This window comes from Devosia algicola, from assembly GCF_028816455.1.
GTDB classification, from domain to species: domain Bacteria; phylum Pseudomonadota; class Alphaproteobacteria; order Rhizobiales; family Devosiaceae; genus Devosia; species Devosia algicola.
The window spans coordinates 2,677,893-2,699,995 of sequence record NZ_CP118246.1 but is presented as its reverse complement, the minus strand read 5'-3'; the positions used below and the strand labels follow the sequence as shown (position 1 = coordinate 2,699,995).

Here is a 22,103-nt window from a genome sequence, read left to right as displayed (position 1 = left end):
CGATCTTAACGTCGGGACAGGCGCATCAGGTCGTCATGCAGAGCCTTGGGGATGGACACCGTGCCGGACTGCTCGGTTCGCAAGCGCGCTGCGTATCGCCGTTGCGACGGCAGGCGCGCGCCCTGCCCGACGATGGCGTCGAACAATGCCTCGGCGCGCGCCTCACGCTGTCCATCTCCGTTGCCCGGAAATTTTTTTGGATCAAGCGCAATGAGCAGGCTCGCCATGGAACGGCGATGCGCCGACGTCACCATCGTGAGCCTGGCTGTCCAGGCTTGTCAGATCGCCAATCAGCGGGCCGGCCATAAGCTCGATCATCGCAGCGAGGGCTGACCCCTTGTGGCCTCCAAAGGTGAGCATGGCACCATCGAGCACCTCGGCGGCGTCCGTGGTTGGCTGACCGTCGCGATCAAGGCCCCATCCGGACGGTATTGCCTTGCCGGCCCGCCTATGCAGCTCGATTTCGCCGCGCGCCACGGCACTGGTGGCAAAATCGAAGACAAATGGCAATTTGCCGGTTCGTGGCCAGGAAAAGGCCAATGGGTTGGTCCCGAAAACCGGGCTGGTGCCGCCCGCTGGCGCTACCCAACTGTGACTGGGCGTCATCGCCAACCCCACCAGTCCGGCGGCGGCTATTGCCTCGACCTCGGGCCACAGGGCAGAAAAATGCACACAATTATTGATGGCGAGCGCCGCAATGCCCTGCGAACGGGCTTTTTCGGCCAGTATTGGCAATCCGCGCTTGAAGGCCAGCAGCGAATAGCCGCCTCTGGCGTCAACCTGAACAATGGCGGGCGCTGCATCGATAATCGCTGGACTGACGTCAAGAGCAACCTTGCCCGCTCTTATTGTCTGAGCGCAGACGATGAGGCGATACAGACCATGGGAATGGCAATCGTCGCGCTGCCCTGCAATGATGGTGTCGCTGACGGCATCGGCATGATCGGGCGACAGCCCCAGAGCCAGCAATATATCGATGCTCAGATGTCGCGCCTGTTCCAGGGTCAGGGTAATTGTATCGGTCAAGCTTTCCATTCTCCAAATTCCTGGTCCCCGACGCGCAAAGACATACACATGACGTCACAAACCCTGAGTGTTGCCAATCCAACCTCAACGGTCAGTCGAATCACGCGCACAAGTTCAAATTTTGTTTTACTGCAGACGCCGCAGTCTATGCTAATAGATGTGGCGCACGGGTAACAGTTGCAAGAATCAGGTCTGGTGCCCCATAAACCAGCCACATTTGACTCGGACAAGCGAATTCGCGTGTTTGCGGTCCACCGGAACAATATGCTGGTTCGGGAAGATTTTTATCGGTGCCGGACATGTCGAGGCGCCATCGGCTATGATGTTGGTGCAGGCTGAGCGGACAAAACCGCCATATCGTTGGACATAATGCATGGACTTTCGGATTTCTCCTGACGATCGTGTTGGCGCGCAACCAAAAAAGCGTGCGCGCAAACCGGCGGCCAAAGCCAAAAAGACCGGCTGGGGCAAGGGACGAGATCGGGTAGAACCCAGCATGGGCCAGTCTGTCGGCGGGTTCGTGGATGACGAGCGCTCCGGCGGCCCCAGCGCACCACCACCAAAGAAACGGCCGCAGAAACGCGGCACCGCGCGCACAGCCAAGCCGGTCAAGAAGAAGAAGCGGCGCAGCGGCGCAGGCGGCTTTTTGGTATTTGTCCTGCACTGGGGTTTTGTTGCCTGCCTTTGGGCGGGAATCGCAGTTGCCGGTATCATTGTCTATTATGGAGCGCAGTTGCCGGCATCCAATACATGGGCCGTGCCGGATCGCCCGCCCAATATCCGTATTCTGGCAGCAGACGGACAGCTTATCTCCAACCGTGGCAAGACCGGGGGCGAGGCGACGTCGCTGCGGGAACTGCCAGCCTATGTTCCCGCTGCCGTTCTGGCCATCGAGGACCGACGGTTTTACGAGCATTTCGGGATTGATCCGATCGGTATCGCCCGGGCGCTTGTCAATAATGTCAGCGAGGGTCGGATCACCGGCGGCGGATCGACAATTACCCAGCAATTGGCGAAAAATCTCTTTTTGACACGTGACCAGAATTTGGGCCGCAAGGTGCAGGAAGCGCTGTTGGCGATCTGGCTCGAGCACAATTACACCAAGGATCAGATCCTTGAGATGTATTTGAACCGAATGTTTTTCGGCAATAATTCGTTCGGCATCGAAGCGGCGGCACAGACCTATTTTGGCAAGTCGGCGCGCAATCTGACATTGGGCGAAGCAGCGATGCTGGCGGGTTCGCTTCAGGCTCCGTCGCGCCTCAATCCCAAATCCAATCCGCAGGCGTTAGCGCAACGCCAGAGTGTGGTGCTGCAGGCCATGGCCGATGAGGGCTATATAAGCGAGGCCGAGGCCAAAGCGGCAACGATTGATCCTAGCCAGAAAGTGCGCACCAAGATTGCGGGGGGCGAATCCTATGTGGCTGACTGGGTTGAAAGTCTCATGCAGGCCTATCTGGGCGATGTGAACGAGGACGTTATCGTTTCGACCACAATCAACTGGGACTTGCAGAAGGAAGCCGAATTCGTTCTCAAGGAAGCGGTGGCGCGCGATGGCGAGAAGCGCGGCTTTAACCAGGGCGCATTGGTATCAATGGATACCGAGGGCAATGTCCGCGCCATGGTGGGTGGGGTGGATTATCAGGCCAGCCAATATAACCGCGCGGTCACGGCGCGGCGTCAACCGGGTTCCACATTCAAGCCGTTCGTCTATCTGGCGGCGATGGAAAAGGGATATACCCCGGACACTGTCGCTGAAGATGCCCAGTTCGACTACAAGGGCTGGAGCCCGCGCAATTCAAACAATAAATATGCGGGGCCGGTGACGTTGCGACAGGCCCTGACCTATTCGATCAATACGGTTGCGGCGCGACTGGCTATCGATGTGACCCCACAGGTGGTGATCGACACAGCCATGCGGCTGGGCATTTCCTCGCCCATGCTCGCAGTGCCCTCCATTGCACTGGGGACCCAGGAAGTGTCGCTGCTGGAATTGACTGGTGCCTATGCGCCATTTGCCAACGGTGGCATCGGTGTGATCCCCAGCGTCATAACCAAGATCGAAACCGCCGAGGGCAAGGTGTTATATGAGGCATCGACCGCTGGTCCGGGCCGCGTTATTGCCCCCAATATTGTGTCTGAAATGGATGATATGCTGTCCGGGGTCGTCGAAGTCGGATCGGGCAAGGGCGCCAATCTGAGCGGCTGGAATTTTGGTGGCAAGACCGGTACCTCGCAAAACTCGAAAGATGCGCTGTTTATCGGCTTCACCTCGCGCTATGTGACCGGGGTATGGCTGGGCAATGACAATGCCACCAAGACCACGCTTTATGGCGGCACCGTACCGGCGGCGATCTGGTCGGAATTCATGGCAAAGGCCCATGCGGGTCTGACACCACAAAACCTGCCAAGCGGCTATGATGCCAGCAACACGCCGGTGGCCCAGCAATTGGTTGATCCCAATACGGGCGCCGCAATCATCGACCCCAATACGGGTCAGCCGATGGTGCAATATGTTGACCCGATCACCGGGCAGCCGGTGGAGGTTCAGATCGACCCGACTACTGGACAGCCCCTGGTGCCATCCGGGCAAGCCTTTGACGAGAGCCAGTTCGGCCCGAGCGATGGCCAGATCATTGGCGGCGATCAGGCATTGGATGGATCGCAGCCCCTGACGCCGGACCAGCCATTGACGCCGAGCCAACCTCTACAGGCGTTCGATCCCAACGGCACTGATCCAACGCCGCAGCAAAGCCAGAAGAGTCAGCGCACACTAATGGATCTGCTATTCGGCAACTAGACGCCGTAAGCCATGAGCTGGCGGCCATGGGCCTTGAGCCAGGCGCGGCCGCGTTCCATGTCCGGTAGGGTTTTGCTGACAGTCGCCCAGAATGCCGCAGAATGGTTCATTTCGACCAGATGGGCGACCTCGTGAGCGGCCACATAATCGAGCACATAATCGGGCGCCAGGATCAGGCGCCAATTGAAGTTGAGATTACCGACGCTGGAGCAGGAGCCCCAGCGGGTTGACTGGGAGCGCAGGCGCAACGCGCGCACCGTGACACCCAACCGTTCAGCATGGACCATGGTCTGACGTTTGAGGTCCAACTCTGCCTGTTGCTTTAGCCAATCGGTCAGCCGCCGCGCCTGATGCTCGGGGGCGCCGGGCACGATGAGCGTCATGACGTCGCCATCCTCAATAATCTCGACCCGGCCGCGCGTCCTGCCGCTCGCAACAATTAGATGATCCTGTCCGCGCAACGGCACGATGGCGCCGGGCGCAAAGACGACTGGGGCAGCAGCGCGCGGCAGTCGGGCGGCCAGCCAATTGCGCTGGCGCTGTAAAAAAGCTTCGGCGTCGATCCAACGTCCGTGAGGCGGTAGCGACAGGACTGGTCCACCACTATGAGGAATTGAGAGGCGATAGTTTCTCGCACGCGCATTTGTGCGCACGAGAACGAGCACCGGGTGCCCGTCAATATCGAGCGTGGTCGTGGCGGGAATTTTTTGTCGGGCGAACAGTTTCATGCTGGCGCGATAGAAGCGCGATTCGCGGCCGTTGCCTATCACCATGCCACACAAAAAAAGCGCCCCAACAGGGGCGCCACAGGTTTAATCGCCAATAGCAGGCGACTGCTCAGGAGGACTATTGGTGGGGTCAGCGGTTATCCTGACCCCAGCCGCTATTGTTGTCGCCATTGTTGGGACCGTTATCGTCGTTGCCACCATTGCCACCATTGTTGTTGTCATCGGTGTAGCCTTGGCGACTTCCACGGCGTTCGTTCATGAAGCGGTCAAATTCCTCGCGATCCTTGGCCTTGTTGAGGTTGGCCATATAATCGTGGAATTCATTGATCTCTTCATCAAGACGCGCCCGCTCTTCTTCGAGGCGACGAAGCTGCTCGGTACGATATTCGTCAAATGCGGCGTTGCCACTGGAGGTCGAGGCGTAGTGATTGTGGTGATGTCCATGACGACGACCACTATTTGAGGTGCACCAGGACTTGCCCTTGTTCCAGTAAGATTGTGCCTTTTCAGCTGACCCGCCGAACTTTTCACCCCAGATAATGTAACCCAGGATGGCTAGTCCAAGCGGCCAGAAGACGATAAACCCAAGTACCATCAAGGCGATGGTAATGGGCGAAAATTGTGGTTTGATGATTGCAGTGTGCATTTCGCTACCTTTCCCAGTCACGAATAGAGGAAATGTGGCAATTACCGCGGCGGTATCAAGAATGTGCCCGCAATTTTTTCGATCTTGAAATTGGCCCAGCTATTTCCCATGCGACCCAAAAAACGAGTGTGAATCCATGAACGATCAGCCTGCCGATGGGCTCGCCATGCCGTCAAGCTGGCGCCCCTTGCGCCTTGAAACGCTGGTGTTGCTTCGCTGGTTGGCGATTGGGGGGCAGGCAATCGGGGTGTTGTTTGTGGCACTGGGGCTGGGCTTTCGGGTGCCACTGGCCGAATGTTTTGCCCTGATCGGGCTATCGGTGCTGTTCAACATCGTGATGATCGTGCGGTTTGGCGTGGCGCATCGCCCTTCAACGCTGTTTGCCGCCATCCAGATTGGTTATGACTGCCTGCAGTTGGGCGGTTTGCTGGCGCTAACGGGGGGTTTGCACAACCCGTTTTCGCTGTTGTTATTGGCCCCCGTTTCTGTTTCGGCAAGCACCCTGCCCCAGCGCGCTACCTTTTGCATGGCATTGCTGGTTGCCGCGATCGCTTCACTGCTGGCGATCTGGCATCTGCCGCTGCCGTGGGATCCGCAGGAAACCATCATCTTCAATCGTATCTATGTCATCGGCATCTGGGTGTCGCTGATCTGCGGGGTGGTGTTTATTGCCGCCTATACCAACCGTGTCGCCCATGATGCGCGTCAGATTGCCGACGCGCTGGCAGCGACAGAACTGGCGCTGTCACACAAGGAACAGTTGAGCGCGCTCGACGGGCTGGCCGCGGCGGCGGCGCACGAATTGGGCACGCCGCTTTCCACCATCGCGCTGGCCGCCAAAGAGATGCGCCCGGATACCGAGCCGGGCAGCCAGTTGGCCGACGATGTGGAATTGATCATTGAGCAGGCGGCGCGATGCCGGGCCATTCTGGCCAAGTTACGCAATCTTGGCTCGGATGGCGCCGATCCTTTTGCGGCGGTGCCACTTACGGACCTGCTGGAAGAAGTCGCCAGACCGCATGAAGGGCGCGGCACTGTCATCCTGTTCGATCACAAAAATGCCGTGGGTGCGCCGCCAGTGTTTCGGCGTAGTGTCGGGTTGCTCTACGGACTGGGCAATTTGATTGAGAATGCCAGCGATTTTGCCAAACAGCAGGTGCATGTGGAGGCGGGCTGGGACAAGGATATGATCACCGTTGCCATTACCGACGATGGGCCCGGATTTCCGCCGGAGTTGATCGCGCGACTGGGGGAGCCATATCTGACGACTCGCGCCCGCGATCCTCAAGGGCCTGACGCCGACAAACCCGGCGGGTTGGGGTTGGGTATTTTTATCGCCAGAACCCTGTTGGAGCGCACCGGAGCGCGGCTGGCGTTTCAAAATATTGCCACTTATGGCCATGCGCAGGTCCGGATCCGGTGGCGGCGCCCAGCGCAAGATATCGAGATCGAACAAAGCAGCTTTGACGTTTAAGGCGTGAGCGCCTATCTAGGAGCGATGAGCACGATAGAAGAATTGTTGCAGCACGATGCAAGCCTGCTGCTGGTTGATGACGACGCGGCCTTTTTGACCCGCCTCGAGCGCGCTATGACGCGACGGGGTTTTGAGGTGCGCATTGCGGGCAGCGTCGCGGCGGGCCTTGCAGCGGTAACCGAGCGACCACCAGCCTATGCTGTTGTCGATATGCGCCTTGATGATGGCAACGGCCTGGCGGTTGTATCGGCACTGCACCAGAAACGTGCCGATGCGCGGGCGGTCATCCTGACGGGCTACGGCAACATTGCCACCGCGGTTACGGCGGTCAAACTCGGGGCGGTGGACTATTTGTCCAAACCGGCCGATGCTGACGATGTGATCAACGCCCTGTTGGCAACGGGCGAGGACAAGCCGGAGCCGCCAGAAAATCCGATGTCGGCGGATCGGGTACGCTGGGAGCATATCCAGCGGGTGTATGAATTGTGCGACCGCAATGTGTCGGAAACGGCACGGCGGCTCAATATGCACAGGCGGACATTGCAACGTATTCTGGCAAAGCGCGCGCCGCGCTAAGCCCGATCATTTTCAGGAGTATCCATGACCGTCACCTTGCAATTTCATGGGGCGGCGGGGACCGTCACCGGGTCGTGCTATCGCGTTACCCATCCCGGCGGGCAGTTTCTGGTTGATTGCGGCCTGTTTCAAGGCAACAAATCAGTCCGGGCGCTCAATCTCAAGCCAACGCCATTCAATCCGGGTGCCATCGACTTTTTGTTGCTGACCCACGCCCATATTGACCATGCGGGGCTATTGCCCAAACTCTATAAAGAGGGTTTCAAGGGTGAGATGTGGATGACGGGACCGACCGCGGGGCTACTGGAATATCTGCTCCCCGATAGCGCCGGCATTCAGGAAAGTGAAGCGGAGCGCGAATCGCGCAAGCGGGGGCGCCGTGGCAATGAACCGGCTCAGCCGCTCTATACCATGATCGATGCCGAAGAGGCGCTCAAACACCGACAAACCACGCAATACTACGAATGGATCGAACCTGGACCCGGGGTGCGGGCACGATTCTGGAACGCGGGCCATATTATCGGGTCCGCTTCAATCGAAGTGCAGGTCAAGGATGGCGAGGGCAAGACCATTTCGATCATGTTTTCGGGCGATGTGGGGCCGGACGAAAAGGTCTTTTACAAGGAGCCGGAAGGGCCGGCGGGCTTTGACTATATTCTGTCCGAATCCACCTATGGCGGCCGTGAGCGCGAAGACTACTCACTGGAAAAGCGTCGGACCGATCTCAAACGCGAGATCAATGGCGCGCTGGAGCGCGGCGGCAATCTGGTCATTCCCACATTTGCGGTCGAGCGCAGCCAGGAGCTGCTGCACGATATCGGCTATCTGATCAAGTCGGGTGAAATCGACCCACAGCTGGTGTTTCTCGATAGTCCACTGGCCAGCAAGGTGACCAGCGTCTACCGCAAATACGCAAAAATGTTTGACGATGTGCAGTTGGGTGCCGAAGAGCCTGTTCAATGATTCGCGTTTTCGCATTATCGAGGCGGTCGAGGACAGCAAGGCGATCAACACCATTCGGGGCGGTGCCATCATCATGTCGGCGTCGGGCATGTGTGACGCCGGACGTATCAAGCACCATTTGCGCAATAATCTGATCCGAAGCAACGCCACCGTGCTGTTTGTGGGTTATCAAGCCCCTGGCACACTTGGGCACGTCATTCAGTCGGGCGCGCGCGAAGTCCGCATACATGGATCGCTCGTGCCTGTTCGGGCGCAAATCCATTCACTCGGCAACTATTCTGCCCATGCCGACCATAGCGAGTTGATGGCGTGGATCGGCGAACGCTTGCCCGCGCATGGGGCCCTGTTCCTGACCCATGGGGATGATGAAGAACGGGACGCGTTGCGAGCCGCGCTGATCGAAACAGGATTGGCTGGTGACCAGGTTATACTGCCGTTGCTCGACGACAGTTTCGAGTTGCTGCCGCACGGCGTGGGGGCCATCACGCGACCAGCCGAGCAGCGCATCGATCATGCCCAGATCGCGTCGGACTGGCACAATGCATTTTCCGAGTTCACCATTCGGCTCAGCCAGGAACTGGGGGCGACAGCCAATGATGCGGACAAGCTCAAACTGATGCAATCGCTGCAAAGCACGCTGGGTGAATTGACCGGTGCCGAAATACGGGACGATGCACGCTAAGCAATGCCTTAGCTGGGCCCGGGGTCCATCAGGGCGTGGATTCGATCCGCGCCCAGCCGAGCCAGCTTGAGCATCAGCGCCTTACGCCGTGCAGCCGCGATGGGCGTATGAGGACCCTCGCGCAGGATGGCACCGTCGTGGCCATCGGCAACGATCAATCCTTCACTGGCGGGAAAGATTTCAGCATCCAGTTCGGGCGGTTTGGCAAAGAAGAACCTGTCAGAATAGTCGCGATATTCAGGCCATTTGCGATCAACCTGAAAATCAATGAGGCTGGATTTGATTTCAACGATCCAGATATCACCCTTAGGGCCGACCGCCAGAACGTCGGCGCGCCGGCCGCTGTTGAGCGACACCTCGGCGTAGCAGCACATGTCGTAGGTTTGACGTAGCAGGCGCATAACCCCGCGTTGCACTCGCAGGGCAGTCGCGGACTGGCGAAGGTCAACAATGGGCGGCAGATCAGGGGTGGCAGGCTCAGGCATGGTTCAGACAATCATTGAGGGCCGGGGCGAAAGCGCGCCGGCCGCCCAAAAACTCACGACCACCAGCGGAATGCCAACACCAAATGCCCATTGAATGCCAATATGCTGGGCGACGAAACCCAGTAGCGGCGGTCCAAGCAGGAAGGCGACAAACGATATCTGAGCCAATGCCGCCACATTGACCGCCGCGGGGCGATCGGTGCGCTGCGCAGCGGCGGACATGGCCAGGGGAAATATGGCACTCGTGCCAACGCCCATGAGGGCAAAACCGGCCAAGGCCACAACGGCGTTTGGCGCCAGAAAAACGGCGGTAGCGCCGATACCAAGCACTGTTAGCAAGACACGCGCTACCAACACCGGATTATAGCGCTCGACAAACCTGTCGGCGAATATACGAGTTAGAGCCTGGGCGCCCGCCCCGATAGCCACGGCAAAGCCGGCAAGAAACGGCTCCACGGCAAACATGTCGCGCATATAGATCGCGGACCAATCGCCACCCGCCCCTTCGAGCACCATGGCGGAGAGGGTGACGGCCACCAGCACCATAATGGCAAGCGAGGGGCGCGCCAGTCGCGGACCGGCATCGGCGCTACCGCCGGTGCGATGGGCGGCCGGCTGGAAGCGGCCAAGAATAAGTATCACGCCAACCAGGACAATGGGCACCATCAGGGCCAAATGAACCTGGGCGCTCAGACCGGTCTGAGCGATAAACGCACCAATCAGGCCGGAGGTGAAAAAGCCGATACTCCAGAAGCCATGCGAGCGGTTCATGATGCGACGCCCCAGGGCGTGTTCAGTACGGTCGGCCTCAAGATTGAGGACGATCTCGATTACACCGATCAATAGGCCCGTGGGCACCAGCAACAAAAACAGGGCGAGTGGGCCGGGCGCCAACACAGCAATTGCATAGCTGAGCGCCAGCGTCGGGATGGCGAATAGGATGACCCGACGATGGCCGATTTTTTCGATTAAACGGCCAAAAAAAGTCAATGAAATCAAAGTTCCTACGGCCGCGCCAACGAGGGCCAGTCCCAAGGCACCCTCCTCTACGCCCATGGCGTTGCGAATATCGGGGATGCGTGGGAACAAGCTTCCCATGCAGAATGAGTAAATAAAAAACCCGCCATAGACATGGAGCCTGTGGCGGTAGCTTTAGGCCGATATTCATGGATTGTACTCGTGGCAACAGACGGGCGCACGCTAAGGTAGAATCAAGAGTAGGGAAATAGGCCTTGCATCGATTTCAATGGCGCAAGCGCCTATGGGGTATCGCGGAGTTCGTCACGGACTACACTGATTCCCGAGATCAGGCTGCGCATGATTTCAAGTCTCCGATAGCGCCCGCCTTCACGCAACTCCCCTGCCGGTGTCTGCATCTGCCGGTGCCGCCGGTCCGGCCCAAAATAGGCAGAAGTCTCGTAATAGACGATGGTCTTGTTGATCTGGCGACTGATGCGTTCGGCCAGCCGATCCTGCCCAACCGGGATTGCGATGACATCGTCAAATCCCAGATTTGCGCACCGGTTTATGGTGTCGAGCGATGGGTTTGACGCAAAATAGATCAATGGTGAGAAACGAACCTTGCGACTGGGCGAGAAGCGTATTGCCTCTGCAACGTCGCGCAAGGAGCCAATATCGGGGACTGCGGCGAACAGAAAATAGCAAACAGGCGTGCGCATGGACTGCTGCTCGGCGGTACTTACTCCCGCATAGGGCAGCACCGAGGCGAAGTTAAGCCCGCGCGCCATATCCGACAATGCCGCGCCCGGCCCGTCTTGGGGGCCGACCACGAATGCTGTTGCCTGCATGGTTGGCGCACCCTCATTGTTTATCACTATTGTGACTACAATAGAGCCTTATTGCTAAGGGAGCGCTAACATCGCCATATTTGTTGATCGACCTCATTGCACGCCAGATCAACTACATTTTTTCGATACATACCGATGTTGTGCCGCGATTGCGAAAGCCCAGTTTGGTGGCAGCGGCTTTGGACAGATCGATGATACGGCCACCATGAAAGGGGCCACGATCATTGATGGTAACCTGGACATATTTGCCGGTGCGCTGGTCGACTACCTTGAGCTTGGTGCCAAAGGGCAGCGAGCGGTGCGCGGCAGTCATGGCGTTTTCGTTGAAGATCTGGCCGGAGGCGGCTTTCTTGCCGTTGAAGCCGGGGCCATACCATGAGGCACCGCCACATTGGGCAAAAGATGAAACGGTTGTTGCGAACAGCACAGTGGCAGCAATGGCGGCGGTGGTGATGAATTTCTTGGTCAAACGAGACACTCACTAAATTGTCGATGCCGCGCTGAGTAATTAGGGCAGGGGGCCAGAATATGGGCCAATTGGACAATGCCGGTCGGCCTGCAGGATGTGTTGCAGAATAGTCACGATTTTTTGGTTCACCCAATATGGGCGGGAGCCTGAATTTAGTGCCGACAGGAAAAATAATTCTTCTCTTTGGCACTTTGGCGCACCGCGTCTGGGTAGTTACTCTGCGTTTTCGGATTCAAATTTTAGAGCGTGTCCGTGGTGCAACAGTTCCACCCGGTATGCAGTCCTCGACGCCAAATGATCGGGTTGCATGGAAATTTTGGGCGATTGCGCGACTGAAAATGGTGCTTTTGGGCGAGAATGGGGCGGTTTTGGGCAACCAAACCCTCATGCAAATTCATGATATTTGACCAATTGATAAAAAATTGGAGCCTGCGTTAGCGTTGTGTAGAACGGAGCAGGGAGACTGGCATGGCACAGGGCGACGTCAAGCAGGGCATTGTATCGGGGCGACTTGCACCCAACCAATATGCGGACAATTTTTCCGATCTTCACCCGCCATTGGACCGGCACGAAGCCATAGTTGAAGCGGATCGCTGCTATTTTTGCTACGACGCGCCGTGCATGAATGCCTGCCCGACCACCATCGACATTCCGATGTTCATTCGCGAGATTGCCACCGGCAATGGCATGGGCGCCGCTGAGACAATCTTTGAGCAGAATATTCTGGGCGGCATGTGCGCCCGCGTCTGCCCCACCGAGCAATTGTGTGAGGAAGCGTGCGTCCGGGAGGAGGCCGAGGGCAAGCCGGTTCGCATCGGCCTGTTGCAGCGCTATGCCACCGACATGGCCATGGCCGACAATCGGCAGTTTTTTGAGCGGGCCGCTTCGACGGGCAAGACAATTGCCGTGGTCGGGGCAGGGCCGGCCGGGCTGGCGGCGGCGCACCGACTGGCGGTCAAAGGCCACGAGGTCACAATATATGACTCGCGTCCCAAGGCCGGGGGGCTCAATGAATACGGCATTGCGTCCTACAAATCGACCGATCAATTTGCCCAGGCCGAGGTCGACTATGTCACCGCCATCGGTGGCATCAACATTATCAACGGCAAGACGTTCGGACAGGACTTTACGCTGCAGCAATTGCAGGAGCGCTACGACGCGGTATTTCTGGGTATGGGTCTGGGCGGGGTCAATGCGCTACGGGCGGAGAACGAAGACGCCGAAGGCGTTGCCAACGCGGTCGATTTTATTGCCGAGTTGCGCCAGGCGGGCGATTTGAGCGGCCTGCCGATCGGACGCCGGGTGGTGGTGATTGGCGGCGGCATGACGGCGGTGGACGCGGCGGTGCAATCCAAACTATTGGGTGCCGAAGAGGTCAATATTGTTTACCGACGCGGCAAGGAGCAGATGAGCGCGTCCGAATTCGAGCAGGATTTGGCCGCCGCCAAGGGCGTCACGATCCGCCACTGGATGGCACCCCGACGCGTCGTGAGCGAGGGTGGGCGCGTCACCGGTGTTGAACTGGCCTATACTGCAATGGTTGACGGACAGTTGCGCGAAACCGGGGAAACCTTGGTTCTGGCCGCCGATCAGGTATTCAAGGCCATTGGCCAGACGCTCAATAGCGATGGTGGGGCGTTGGAGCTGGCGGGCGGCAAGATAGCGGTCGACGAATTCGGCCGCACGTCCGTTTCCGGCGTTTGGGCTGGCGGCGACTGTGCGACAGGCGGCGATGATCTGACCGTAACAGCCGTTGCCGAAGGGCGGGACGCCGCAGAACACATCCATGCGGCGCTATTGGCAACATAGGGGGGCCAACCGGGATGGCGGCCATGTTCAGCCATATCCATTTCCAATCCATCGGCGTGACCGACACGGCAAGGGCGCTGGCGTTTTACCGCGATACGTTGGGTTTCGCGGTCGAGCGAAACAACCCCTATGGGGAGGATCGTTGGATATTCATGCGGGTGCCAGGCGCCGCAACACTTTTGCATTTCGACAAGCGCGACAGTGTTGAAACGAGTAAAAAACCAGAGTTGGTGTTGGCGACTGGCGATGTCGACGCGACGTGCCGGACATTGGCCGAGCGTGGCGTGACCCCGGTCAGCGGACCAGACGACGCACCATGGGAGCCCGGTACGCGTTGGGCCCTGATAAACGATAGCGAGGGCAACCTCATTCTCATTCAGACGATCAAAGGGAGCCAGGACCATGGCTGATCTTCGGAATAATTTTGTTGGCATCAAATCACCCAACCCGTTCTGGCTGGCTTCGGCGCCTCCGACCGACAAAGCCTATAATGTCGAGCGAGCGTTCAAGGCCGGTTGGGGCGGGGTCGTCTGGAAAACGCTGGGTGAAGAAGGCCCCCCGGTGGTCAATGTGAACGGACCTCGATATGGCGCGATTTATGGCGCCGACCGCCGATTGCTGGGGCTTAACAATATCGAATTGATCACTGATCGCAGCCTGCAGATCAATCTGCGGGAAATGAAACAGGTCAAGATGAACTGGCCCGATCGCGCGCTGATCGCCTCAATCATGGTGCCTTGCGAAGAGGAGGCCTGGAAAGCGATATTACCGCTGGTCGAGGAAACCGGCGCCGATGGGATCGAACTCAATTTCGGCTGCCCGCACGGTATGAGTGAGCGCGGCATGGGTGCCGCAGTCGGGCAGGTGCCGGAATATATCGAAATGGTGGTGCGCTGGTGCAAGCAATATACACGCATGCCAGTAATCACCAAGCTGACCCCCAATATTACCGATGTCCGCAAACCAGCCCGCGCCGCCAAGGCCGGCGGCACCGATGCGGTGTCGCTGATCAATACGATCAACTCGATTGTTTCGGTGGATCTTGACCTTTTCGCCCCCAATCCAACGGTTGCGGGCAAGGGCACCCATGGCGGCTATTGCGGCCCGGCGGTCAAACCGATTGCACTCAACATGGTGGCCGAAATCGCGCGCGATCCCCAAACGCACGGGTTGCCGATTTCGGGCATCGGCGGGGTGACAACCTGGCGCGATGCGGCTGAGTTCCTGGCGCTGGGGGCGGGCAATGTACAGGTGTGCACTGCAGCCATGACCTATGGCTTCAAGATCGTCGAGGAGATGATTTCGGGGCTTGGCAACTGGATGGACGACAAGGGACACGCCAATCTCGAAGCAATCACCGGACGGGCCGTGCGCAATGTGACCGACTGGCAATATCTTGATCTCAACTATGTCGCCAAAGCCCGGATCAATCAGGATTTGTGCATTTCGTGCGGTCGCTGTCACATTGCCTGCGAAGACACATCGCATCAGGCGATCATGAAGGAAAAGGATGGCAAACGGCATTTTGAGGTGATGGACGACGAGTGCGTGGGCTGCAATCTGTGCGTCAATGTTTGTCCCGTCGATGATTGCATCACGCTTGAAGCAATGGCCCCCGGCACGGTTGACGAGCGGACCGGCCGCATTGTGACGGGCGAGTATGCCAATTGGACTACGCATCCAAACAACCCGGCAGCGAAAGCGGCAGAACCGGCGGAATGATCTAATCCAGATCGGATACCGCCAAGGTTCCTAACCTTTCGCACATCAATGCTCTGATATGATTGGGCACTGAACACTAGGTTTGCGATAGGTTCGACAATGAGCGGCGCCGTTGACATCCGGGACGAGGGGGCGAGCCTGCGCATTTCGCTGGGAATATTGCTTGCCGCCATTTTTGTTGCGCAGTTGGGATGGCGTCGTCTGGGTGGGCGGCGATTGCTGCGGGAAAGGCGTGACATTTCCCATTATCTGGCCGTCGCCATGCATTGGACGCTCTACGCCTTGCTGGCCGCACAGATCGGGTTCGGATTTTCGCTGCGCTGGTTTCGGGGCGGGAGCTTTACCTTCTTTGGACTGTTTTCCATGCCGCCTCTTATCGGCGCCGACCGGGGATTGGCTCGGGTCGTTGAAAACCTGCACAATATTGCCGCCTGGACCATCATCTATTTGGTGGGTCTGCACGCGCTTGCTGCGCTCGCCCACCATTATGTGCTCAGGGATGGCGTGCTCGGCCGCATGGTGCCAACAACTGTGAGAAGGCTCGCCAGAGACGACCGCACGAGTTAGGCTTGCGGTGTCGATTCTTTGAATAGAGACGTTCCTTGACCCTCGCTGCGTCGCTTCTCGTTATTGGGCGAGTTATCTTCGGTTTGTTTTTCCTGATCGCCGGTATTCGCAATTTCAGCCATTTTCCCGAGCGCAAGAATTCGAAGACCAATTATGGCTGGCCGTTGCCCACTATATTGGCAGCGCTTGGTTTTGGCGTGCAAATTGTCGGCGGATTGTTCCTGATTTTAGGGATGTGGACCGTATTGGGTGCCTTGGCGCTGATCATCTTTCTGGTGTTGGCAACCTGCCTGTTTCACAATCTGTTTCTGTTCAAGGGTGAAGAGCGCAATCCTCATCTTTACTTCACCCTCGTCAACATCACGCTTGCCGGTGGGTTGTTGATGGTGATCGCCGAGGCCCTGTGAGCACGGCAGACGAGGGCAAAAACCGCCTGCTGGCTCATTTGGCCATGCTGACATTTGCCCTGCTGATTGCGGGTTCGTTTGCCTTCGGTAGCCTGATTGCCGGTGAAATTGCGCCAGCGCCGCTAAACGCAGTTCGGTTTTTGCTTGGCACGGCAGTGATGGGGGTCGTGGCATTCGGACCGGCCGGCAACACGTTGGCAGTGCCTCAAGCTCCCTGGCGCTTTATAATTCTTGGCGCGCTGCTGGCGGTTTATTTCGTGACCATGTTCGTGGCGCTCAAGATTACCGCACCGGTGGCGACGAGCGCGATATTTACGCTGATACCGCTGCTGGTGGCAGGGTTCGGCCTGATTATCGTTGGGCAGCGCACAGGACCGGTGGGACTGGTAAGTCTGATTTTTGCCGGGATGGGCTCGCTTTGGGTGATTTTTCGTGGTGATTTTGGTGCGATGGCACGGTTTGAAATCGGGCCGGGCGAGCAGATCTTTTTTGTCGGCTGTCTATGCTACGCGATCAATACCCCGCTGCTGCGCCGATTCAGCCGGGGCGAACCGGCGATGGTACTAAGCTTTTTTTCCTTGGCAGCCACAACCGTCTGGATCGGGCTTTACGGGTTACCCGAAATGTTGGCCACCAATTGGGGTGCACTGCCGCCGATAGTCTGGTGGGTCATTCTGTATCTGGCAGTCTTTCCCACTGCGGTCAGTTTTTTCCTGTTGCAGTTCGCCAGCCTACATTTGCCGGCCGCCAAAGTGATCGCCTATGGCTATCTGACGCCAATCTTTGTCATAGTGCTTGAAGGGCTGATGGGGCACGGCTGGGCCAGTCTGTCCGTACTGATGGGTGCGCTGATCACCGTTCTTGGACTGTTGGTATTGGGGTTATCACATGAGCATCCCAAGAGCGGGAGCGCCCGTCCCAAAAAGCGGCTTCCCAGCTAATCAACCTATTGATTTTCCAGGCATAAGGCCAAAGAGAAACAGTTGCTCGAGATAGCGCGCGGCATCCTCAAAGCGCCCATCGCCGCCGCGCTTCGGGCCGAGGACCGCCCGAACCTGCACATCAAAATCGGCATAGTGCTGCGTGGTGGCCCAGATTGAAAAAATCAGGTGATAAGGATCGACGCGCGTCAGTTTGCCGTCGTCCATCCAGCCTTCAATGACCCGGGCCTTTTCATCCACAAGATTTTTGAGGTCAACCTCGATCATTTCACTGATGCGTGGCGCGCCCTGGAGCATTTCAGTGGCAAAAAGGCGGCTTTCGCGCGGGAAGTCGCGGGCCATTTCGAGTTTTCGCCGGATATAGGAACAAATTTCGGGGAACGGATCGCCCTTGGCGTCCATTTCGCGCAATGGCTCAAGCCAGGTGACAAGCAGTTCGGAAATAAGGCGGCGGTGAATCTCCTCTTTACGCGGGAAATAGTACAGGAGATTGGGCTTGCTCATGCCCGCAACCTCGGCGATCTGATCGATGGTGGCGCCGCGAAAACCGTGTAGCGAAAATACATCCAGCGCGGCTTCCAGGATAATATCCTGCTTCTCGCGCTGAATACGAGTTTTGGGCCGGTGTCCACGAGCGGATGCGGGACGCGATTTGGCGCTACTTTTGCTCACCACGACAATCTCAGCATTTTTCACCTTGATCGGCACCATCAGAGTGCTAACATTTTTCCAACTGGTCAAAAATCTTGGTAACACGGTCCCACGTCAAGTACCAATAAACATGATCGTACAAGTCATATTAACTGGGAGCGATTGCCTCGTGTCGAATTCAAGCAGTGTGACGCCGAATGATCTGAGCGCCTTCTGGATGCCCTTTACGGCAAATCGGCAGTTCAAGAAAGCGCCCCGCATGTTCGTTGGTGCCAAGGACATGCATTATACAACGGCTGAGGGCCGCCAGGTATTAGACGGCACTGCCGGGTTGTGGTGCGTCAATGCCGGCCATTGCCGTCCCAACATCGTCGAGGCAATTCAGACGCAGGCCGCCGAGCTTGACTACGCACCGGCCTTCCAGATGGGGCACCCAAAGGCATTTGAATTGGCCAACCGGCTGGTTGATATCGCCCCCAAGGGGCTCGACCATGTGCTGTTTACCAATTCAGGTTCCGAATCAGTGGAGACCGCGCTCAAGGTCGCCTTGGCCTATCACCGGGTCAAAGGCGACGGTGCCCGCAGCCGGTTGATCGGACGCGAGCGGGCCTATCACGGTGTCAATTTCGGCGGGATATCGGTCGGCGGCATTGTCAGCAATCGCAAGATGTTCGGGACATTATTGACCGGCGTCGATCACATGCCCCACACCCACAATCTGAGCAAGAACGCTTTTTCAAAGGGACCACCGGAATATGGCACCGATCTGGCAGACGAATTGGAACGGATCGTTACGCTGCACGATGCCTCGACCATCGCGGCGGTGATCGTCGAGCCCGTGGCCGGTTCAACGGGCGTATTGATACCGCCCATGGGGTATTTAAAGCGGCTGCGCGACATCACCAAGAAACACGGCATTTTGCTGATTTTTGACGAAGTGATCACCGGTTTCGGGCGGTTGGGCACACCATTTGGCGCCGACTATTTCGGGGTTACGCCTGACATTATGATTACAGCCAAGGGGCTGACCAATGGCACGATCCCGATGGGCGCAGTGCTGGTAACAGGGGAAATCCATGATGCGTTCATGAATGGCCCTGAGCATGTCATCGAATTCTTCCATGGCTATACCTATTCGGGCAATCCGATGGCGGCGGCGGCGGGTCTGGCAACACTTGAGACCTACAAGGACGAAGATCTGCTGACTCGCGGTGCCGATATGGGCGACTATTTTGGCGAGGCGCTGCATTCGCTGGCCGACTGTCCGCATGTCATCGACATTCGCAATATCGGACTGGTGGGCGCCATCGAGTTGGAATCAATCACCGGATCGCCAACCCAACGCGCCTTTTCAGCCTTTCTCAAGGCCTATGACGCTGGCGTGTTGATCCGCACGACCGGCGATATCATTGCACTGTCGCCGCCGCTGATTGTGGACAAGAGTCATGTCGATACGCTGGTTGATACATTGCGGACAGTGCTTAAATCGCTTGAATAGAATGGATCGTTCATTCTAAGAGTATTAAAGAATGTATGTTCCATTTTTTACGATCGGAAAGCCGACATGAAAACCATCCAAAACGCCATCAACGGGGCATTGGTTACCTCAAAAAGCCAGCGGCAAGCGGCGGTCTTCAACCCGGCGACCGGCGAGCAGAGTGCCAGCCTGCCACTATCAACGACGACCGAGATCGACGCTGCGGTCGCATCGGCCAAAGCGGCCCATCCGGCCTGGGCCAACACCCCGCCGATGAAGCGGGCGCGCATCATGTTCAAGTTCAAGGCATTGCTCGATCAGCATGCTGACGAGTTGGCACGCGCAATATCGCTGGAGCATGGCAAGGTGCACGATGATGCGCTGGGTGAAGTGGCGCGCGGCATTGATTGTGTGGACTATGCCTGCGGAATCCCGCAACTGCTCAAGGGCGAATTTTCGCGCAATGTCGGACCGTCGATAGATACGTATTCAGACCGGCAGGCGTTGGGCGTGGTGGCGGGTATTACCCCGTTCAACTTTCCGGCCATGGTGCCGATGTGGATGTATCCAGCCGCTATCGCCTGCGGCAACAGTTTTATCCTGAAGCCCTCGGAACGGGATCCGTCGGCGCCGATGCTGGCGTGGAACCTGTTCATGGAGGCGGGCCTGCCCGAGGGCGTCTTCAATATCGTGCATGGCGACAAGGAAGCGGTAGATCACATTCTGGATCACCCGGATATCCAGGCCGTAAGCTTTGTTGGCTCTACCCCGATTGCCGAATATGTCTATCAACGCGGCACCAAGGCCGGCAAACGGGTGCAGGCACTGGGCGGGGCGAAAAACCATATGGTGATCATGCCCGACGCGGACCTTGACCAGGCGGCCGATGCGCTGATGGGTGCCGGGTACGGCTCAGCGGGCGAACGGTGCATGGCGATTTCTGTAGCGGTGCCCGTGGGCGATAAGACCGCCGATGCGCTGGTGGCCAAACTGAAGCCACGCGTTGAAGCTCTCAAGATCGGACCGGCGACCGACAAGGATGCGGAAATGGGGCCCGTGGTCACCAGGATGCATCGCGACAAGATCCTTGGCTATATCGACAAGGGTGTCGAAGAGGGCGCCCAGCTGGTGGTCGACGGGCGCGGCTTCAGCTTGCAGGGCTATGAAGAGGGCTATTATGTCGGCGGAACATTGTTTGACAATGTCACCAAAGACATGACGATCTACAAGGACGAGATTTTCGGACCAGTGCTCTCGGTGGTACGCGCCAAGGACTATGGCGAGGCGGTGACGCTGATCAATGAGCATGAATATGGCAATGGTACCGCCATTTTCACCCGCGACGGCGATGCTGCCCGGGAATTTGCCAACAATATCGAGGTGGGTATGGTCGGGGTCAATGTGCCAATCCCGGTGCCGGTTGCCTATCACTCGTTTGGCGGCTGGAAACGCAGCCTGTTTGGCGACCATGCAATCTACGGGCCAGAGGGCGTACATTTTTACACACGGCTGAAAACCATTACAACGCGCTGGCCTGCCGGTATCAAGGGCGGTGCCGAATTCAGCTTTCCCAGCGCCAAATAATTGAAGCGAAAGGAACTATCCCATGGCAGCACCCGGTGAAAACCTCAAGATCAACGGTGACCGGCTCTGGGATAGCCTAATGGAGATGGCCAAGATTGGCCCGGGCATTGCCGGGGGCAATAATCGCCAGACCGTGACCGACGAAGACAGCGAAGGCCGGCATTTGTTCGCGCGATGGTGCGAGGAGGCCGGCCTTTCCATGTCTGTCGATGATATGGGTAACATGTTCATGCGGGCCGAAGGAACCGAACCGGATCTCGACCCGGTCTATGTTGGAAGTCACCTCGATACCCAGCCAACCGGCGGCAAATATGATGGGGTCTTAGGGGTGTTGTCAGGCCTCGAACTCATTCGCACGATGAATGATCTGGGTATAAAAACCCGTCGCCCCATTATTGTAACCAACTGGACAAATGAGGAAGGCACCCGCTTTGCCCCGGCCATGCTGGCGTCCGGGGTTTTTGCCGGCGTGCATGAACGCGACTGGGCCTATGATCGGGCCGATGCCAAAGGCAAGAAATTCGGCGATGAATTGGCGCGCATCGGCTGGAAGGGGAGGAGCCGGTCGGCCAGCGCAATATCCACGCGTTCTTCGAGTTGCACATCGAGCAGGGCCCTATTCTTGAAGCCGAGGGCAAAGATATCGGCGTGGTCACTCACGGGCAGGGCCTGTGGTGGTTGCAAATCACGCTCACCGGCAAGGAATCGCATACCGGTTCCACCCCGATGCCGATGCGTAAAAATGCCGGGCTCGGCATGGCGCGGATAACCGAGCTGGTCCACACTATTGCCATGAGTCATCAACCAATGGCGGTCGGGGCGATCGGGCATGCCGATGTATACCCCAATTCGCGCAATGTCATTCCGGGCAAGACAGTATTCACTGTCGATTTCAGGTCGCCCGACCGCGAAATTCTCGATGGCATGAAGGCGCAGCTGGAAGCCGAAGCACCTGAAATTGCCAAGGAACTGGGACTTGGCATCGAAATCGAGGTTGCGGGCCATTTTGATCCGGTGACGTTTGATGAAAAATGCGTCACGGCGGTGCGCAATGCGGCGGATCGACTGGGCTATTCACATCGCGACCTGATTTCGGGGGCGGGACATGACGCCTGCTGGATCAACCGGGTGGCGCCGACGGCCATGGTGATGTGCCCTTGCGTTGATGGGCTATCGCATAATGAGGCCGAGGACATATCCAAGGAATGGGCCACAGCTGGGGCGGATGTGCTGTTTCACGCTGTCGTCGAGACAGCGGAGATCGTGAGTTAAGCGCCGCGCCAGACTG

The 22,103-nt window shown here is 57.8% G+C and carries 21 protein-coding genes and 2 pseudogenes; 15 read left to right on the top strand and 8 right to left on the bottom strand.

The annotated features are described in order from the left end of the window. Positions 1-5 precede the first annotated feature (5 nt). Positions 6-1,026: pseudogene (locus PSQ19_RS14330) on the bottom strand (Ldh family oxidoreductase). 373 nt (positions 1,027-1,399) lie between these two features. On the opposite strand from PSQ19_RS14330, the gene PSQ19_RS14325 reads away from it, so the two are divergent. Beyond that, positions 1,400-3,826 carry a transglycosylase domain-containing protein gene (locus PSQ19_RS14325; protein WP_282218288.1) on the top strand — a complete coding sequence of 809 codons (2,427 nt, stop codon included), beginning with the start codon at positions 1,400-1,402 and terminating at the stop codon, positions 3,824-3,826. Here the strand turns inward: PSQ19_RS14325 and PSQ19_RS14320 are convergent. Next, positions 3,823-4,554, bottom strand: coding sequence for a M48 family metallopeptidase (locus PSQ19_RS14320; protein WP_282218287.1), 732 nt, complete (start codon positions 4,552-4,554; stop codon positions 3,823-3,825). The genes PSQ19_RS14325 and PSQ19_RS14320 overlap by 4 nt on opposite strands. A 130-nt stretch (positions 4,555-4,684) precedes the next feature. Then, the gene (locus PSQ19_RS14315) at positions 4,685-5,200 is read right to left on the bottom strand and encodes a DUF2852 domain-containing protein (protein WP_282218286.1); all 516 of its coding nucleotides are present in this window, start codon (positions 5,198-5,200) and stop codon (positions 4,685-4,687) included. A 136-nt stretch (positions 5,201-5,336) separates the two neighbouring features. Between PSQ19_RS14315 and PSQ19_RS14310 the strand changes: the two genes are divergently transcribed. Genes PSQ19_RS14310 through PSQ19_RS14295 form a run of 4 tightly spaced genes read left to right on the top strand, consistent with a single transcriptional unit; the run spans position 5,337 to position 8,895 of the window. After that, positions 5,337-6,674, top strand: coding sequence for an ActS/PrrB/RegB family redox-sensitive histidine kinase (locus PSQ19_RS14310; protein ID WP_282218285.1), 1,338 nt, complete (start codon positions 5,337-5,339; stop codon positions 6,672-6,674). Positions 6,675-6,698: 24 nt separating this feature from the next. Further along, a complete protein-coding gene (locus PSQ19_RS14305; RefSeq protein WP_282220713.1) occupies positions 6,699-7,250 on the top strand; it encodes an ActR/PrrA/RegA family redox response regulator transcription factor in 552 nt (183 codons plus the stop codon). A gap of 24 nt (positions 7,251-7,274) precedes the next feature. Further along, positions 7,275-8,213 carry an MBL fold metallo-hydrolase gene (locus PSQ19_RS14300; protein ID WP_282218284.1) on the top strand — a complete coding sequence of 313 codons (939 nt, stop codon included), beginning with the start codon at positions 7,275-7,277 and terminating at the stop codon, positions 8,211-8,213. After that, positions 8,191-8,895, top strand: a complete 705-nt coding sequence (locus PSQ19_RS14295) for an MBL fold metallo-hydrolase (protein ID WP_282218283.1) — start codon at positions 8,191-8,193, stop codon at positions 8,893-8,895. The genes PSQ19_RS14300 and PSQ19_RS14295 overlap by 23 nt, the downstream gene beginning before the upstream one ends. An 8-nt stretch (positions 8,896-8,903) precedes the next feature. Here PSQ19_RS14295 and PSQ19_RS14290 read toward each other — a convergent pair whose 3' ends face one another. The 4 genes from PSQ19_RS14290 to PSQ19_RS14275 all read right to left on the bottom strand — a co-directional run bounded on the left by PSQ19_RS14290 (position 8,904) and on the right by PSQ19_RS14275 (position 11,666). After that, positions 8,904-9,380 carry an MmcB family DNA repair protein gene (locus PSQ19_RS14290; protein WP_282218282.1) on the bottom strand — a complete coding sequence of 159 codons (477 nt, stop codon included), beginning with the start codon at positions 9,378-9,380 and terminating at the stop codon, positions 8,904-8,906. 3 nt (positions 9,381-9,383) lie between these two features. Further along, entirely contained in the window at positions 9,384-10,469 is a 1,086-nt protein-coding gene (locus PSQ19_RS14285; protein WP_282218281.1) for an MFS transporter, read from the bottom strand. A 170-nt stretch (positions 10,470-10,639) separates the two neighbouring features. Further along, positions 10,640-11,188 carry a hypothetical protein gene (locus PSQ19_RS14280; protein WP_282218280.1) on the bottom strand — a complete coding sequence of 183 codons (549 nt, stop codon included), beginning with the start codon at positions 11,186-11,188 and terminating at the stop codon, positions 10,640-10,642. 112 nt (positions 11,189-11,300) lie between these two features. Then, positions 11,301-11,666 carry a septal ring lytic transglycosylase RlpA family protein gene (locus PSQ19_RS14275; protein WP_407649003.1) on the bottom strand — a complete coding sequence of 122 codons (366 nt, stop codon included), beginning with the start codon at positions 11,664-11,666 and terminating at the stop codon, positions 11,301-11,303. Positions 11,667-11,791: 125 nt separating this feature from the next. On the opposite strand from PSQ19_RS14275, the gene PSQ19_RS14270 reads away from it, so the two are divergent. From PSQ19_RS14270 to PSQ19_RS14240, 7 genes are all read left to right on the top strand, one after another. After that, positions 11,792-12,064 carry a hypothetical protein gene (locus tag PSQ19_RS14270; protein WP_282218278.1) on the top strand — a complete coding sequence of 91 codons (273 nt, stop codon included), beginning with the start codon at positions 11,792-11,794 and terminating at the stop codon, positions 12,062-12,064. A 61-nt stretch (positions 12,065-12,125) separates the two neighbouring features. Next, positions 12,126-13,466, top strand: a complete 1,341-nt coding sequence (locus tag PSQ19_RS14265; protein WP_282218277.1) for an NAD(P)-dependent oxidoreductase — start codon at positions 12,126-12,128, stop codon at positions 13,464-13,466. Positions 13,467-13,489: 23 nt separating this feature from the next. Then, the gene (locus tag PSQ19_RS14260) at positions 13,490-13,876 is read left to right on the top strand and encodes a VOC family protein (protein ID WP_282218276.1); all 387 of its coding nucleotides are present in this window, start codon (positions 13,490-13,492) and stop codon (positions 13,874-13,876) included. Then, on the top strand, positions 13,869-15,188 hold the full coding sequence (preA, locus tag PSQ19_RS14255; protein WP_282218275.1) for an NAD-dependent dihydropyrimidine dehydrogenase subunit PreA: 1,320 nt from the start codon (positions 13,869-13,871) through the stop codon (positions 15,186-15,188). The genes PSQ19_RS14260 and preA overlap by 8 nt, the downstream gene beginning before the upstream one ends. Positions 15,189-15,287: 99 nt before the next feature. Next, complete coding sequence (locus PSQ19_RS14250; protein WP_282218274.1) at positions 15,288-15,755, top strand: cytochrome b; 468 nt, start codon at positions 15,288-15,290, stop codon at positions 15,753-15,755. A 35-nt stretch (positions 15,756-15,790) separates the two neighbouring features. Then, positions 15,791-16,162: a DoxX family protein gene (locus tag PSQ19_RS14245; protein ID WP_282218273.1), complete on the top strand. Its 372-nt coding sequence runs from the start codon at positions 15,791-15,793 to the stop codon at positions 16,160-16,162. Then, positions 16,159-17,103 (top strand): DMT family transporter, encoded by a 945-nt coding sequence (locus PSQ19_RS14240; protein WP_282218272.1) that lies wholly within the window; start codon positions 16,159-16,161, stop codon positions 17,101-17,103. The genes PSQ19_RS14245 and PSQ19_RS14240 overlap by 4 nt, the downstream gene beginning before the upstream one ends. On the opposite strand, the gene PSQ19_RS14235 is transcribed toward PSQ19_RS14240, so the two are convergent. Continuing rightward, the gene (locus PSQ19_RS14235; RefSeq protein WP_282220712.1) at positions 17,104-17,775 is read right to left on the bottom strand and encodes a TetR family transcriptional regulator C-terminal domain-containing protein; all 672 of its coding nucleotides are present in this window, start codon (positions 17,773-17,775) and stop codon (positions 17,104-17,106) included. It lies immediately after the preceding gene. A gap of 196 nt (positions 17,776-17,971) precedes the next feature. Here PSQ19_RS14235 and PSQ19_RS14230 point away from each other — a divergent pair, with 196 nt between their 5' ends. The 3 genes and pseudogenes from PSQ19_RS14230 (at position 17,972) to PSQ19_RS14220 (ending at position 22,087) form a co-directional block, all read left to right on the top strand. Continuing rightward, a complete protein-coding gene (locus PSQ19_RS14230) occupies positions 17,972-19,252 on the top strand; it encodes an aspartate aminotransferase family protein (protein ID WP_407649160.1) in 1,281 nt (426 codons plus the stop codon). A gap of 66 nt (positions 19,253-19,318) precedes the next feature. Then, complete coding sequence (locus PSQ19_RS14225) at positions 19,319-20,815, top strand: CoA-acylating methylmalonate-semialdehyde dehydrogenase (protein ID WP_282218270.1); 1,497 nt, start codon at positions 19,319-19,321, stop codon at positions 20,813-20,815. 22 nt (positions 20,816-20,837) lie between these two features. Continuing rightward, a pseudogene (locus PSQ19_RS14220) lies at positions 20,838-22,087 on the top strand (Zn-dependent hydrolase). Positions 22,088-22,103: the final 16 nt, after the last annotated feature.

Coding starts and splice junctions, on each gene's coding strand:
- PSQ19_RS14260 (WP_282218276.1), top strand. CDS start 13,490: ATGTTCAGCCATATCCATTTCCAATCCATCGGCGTGACCGACACGGCA.
- PSQ19_RS14300 (WP_282218284.1), top strand. CDS start 7,275: ATGACCGTCACCTTGCAATTTCATGGGGCGGCGGGGACCGTCACCGGG.
- PSQ19_RS14315 (WP_282218286.1), bottom strand. CDS start 5,200: ATGCACACTGCAATCATCAAACCACAATTTTCGCCCATTACCATCGCC.
- PSQ19_RS14305 (WP_282220713.1), top strand. CDS start 6,699: ATGAGCACGATAGAAGAATTGTTGCAGCACGATGCAAGCCTGCTGCTG.
- PSQ19_RS14320 (WP_282218287.1), bottom strand. CDS start 4,554: ATGAAACTGTTCGCCCGACAAAAAATTCCCGCCACGACCACGCTCGAT.
- PSQ19_RS14310 (WP_282218285.1), top strand. CDS start 5,337: ATGAACGATCAGCCTGCCGATGGGCTCGCCATGCCGTCAAGCTGGCGC.
- PSQ19_RS14250 (WP_282218274.1), top strand. CDS start 15,288: ATGAGCGGCGCCGTTGACATCCGGGACGAGGGGGCGAGCCTGCGCATT.
- preA (WP_282218275.1), top strand. CDS start 13,869: ATGGCTGATCTTCGGAATAATTTTGTTGGCATCAAATCACCCAACCCG.
- PSQ19_RS14270 (WP_282218278.1), top strand. CDS start 11,792: ATGGGCGGGAGCCTGAATTTAGTGCCGACAGGAAAAATAATTCTTCTC.
- PSQ19_RS14290 (WP_282218282.1), bottom strand. CDS start 9,380: ATGCCTGAGCCTGCCACCCCTGATCTGCCGCCCATTGTTGACCTTCGC.
- PSQ19_RS14225 (WP_282218270.1), top strand. CDS start 19,319: ATGAAAACCATCCAAAACGCCATCAACGGGGCATTGGTTACCTCAAAA.
- PSQ19_RS14265 (WP_282218277.1), top strand. CDS start 12,126: ATGGCACAGGGCGACGTCAAGCAGGGCATTGTATCGGGGCGACTTGCA.
- PSQ19_RS14280 (WP_282218280.1), bottom strand. CDS start 11,188: ATGCAGGCAACAGCATTCGTGGTCGGCCCCCAAGACGGGCCGGGCGCG.
- PSQ19_RS14325 (WP_282218288.1), top strand. CDS start 1,400: ATGGACTTTCGGATTTCTCCTGACGATCGTGTTGGCGCGCAACCAAAA.
- PSQ19_RS14230 (WP_407649160.1), top strand. CDS start 17,972: ATGCCCTTTACGGCAAATCGGCAGTTCAAGAAAGCGCCCCGCATGTTC.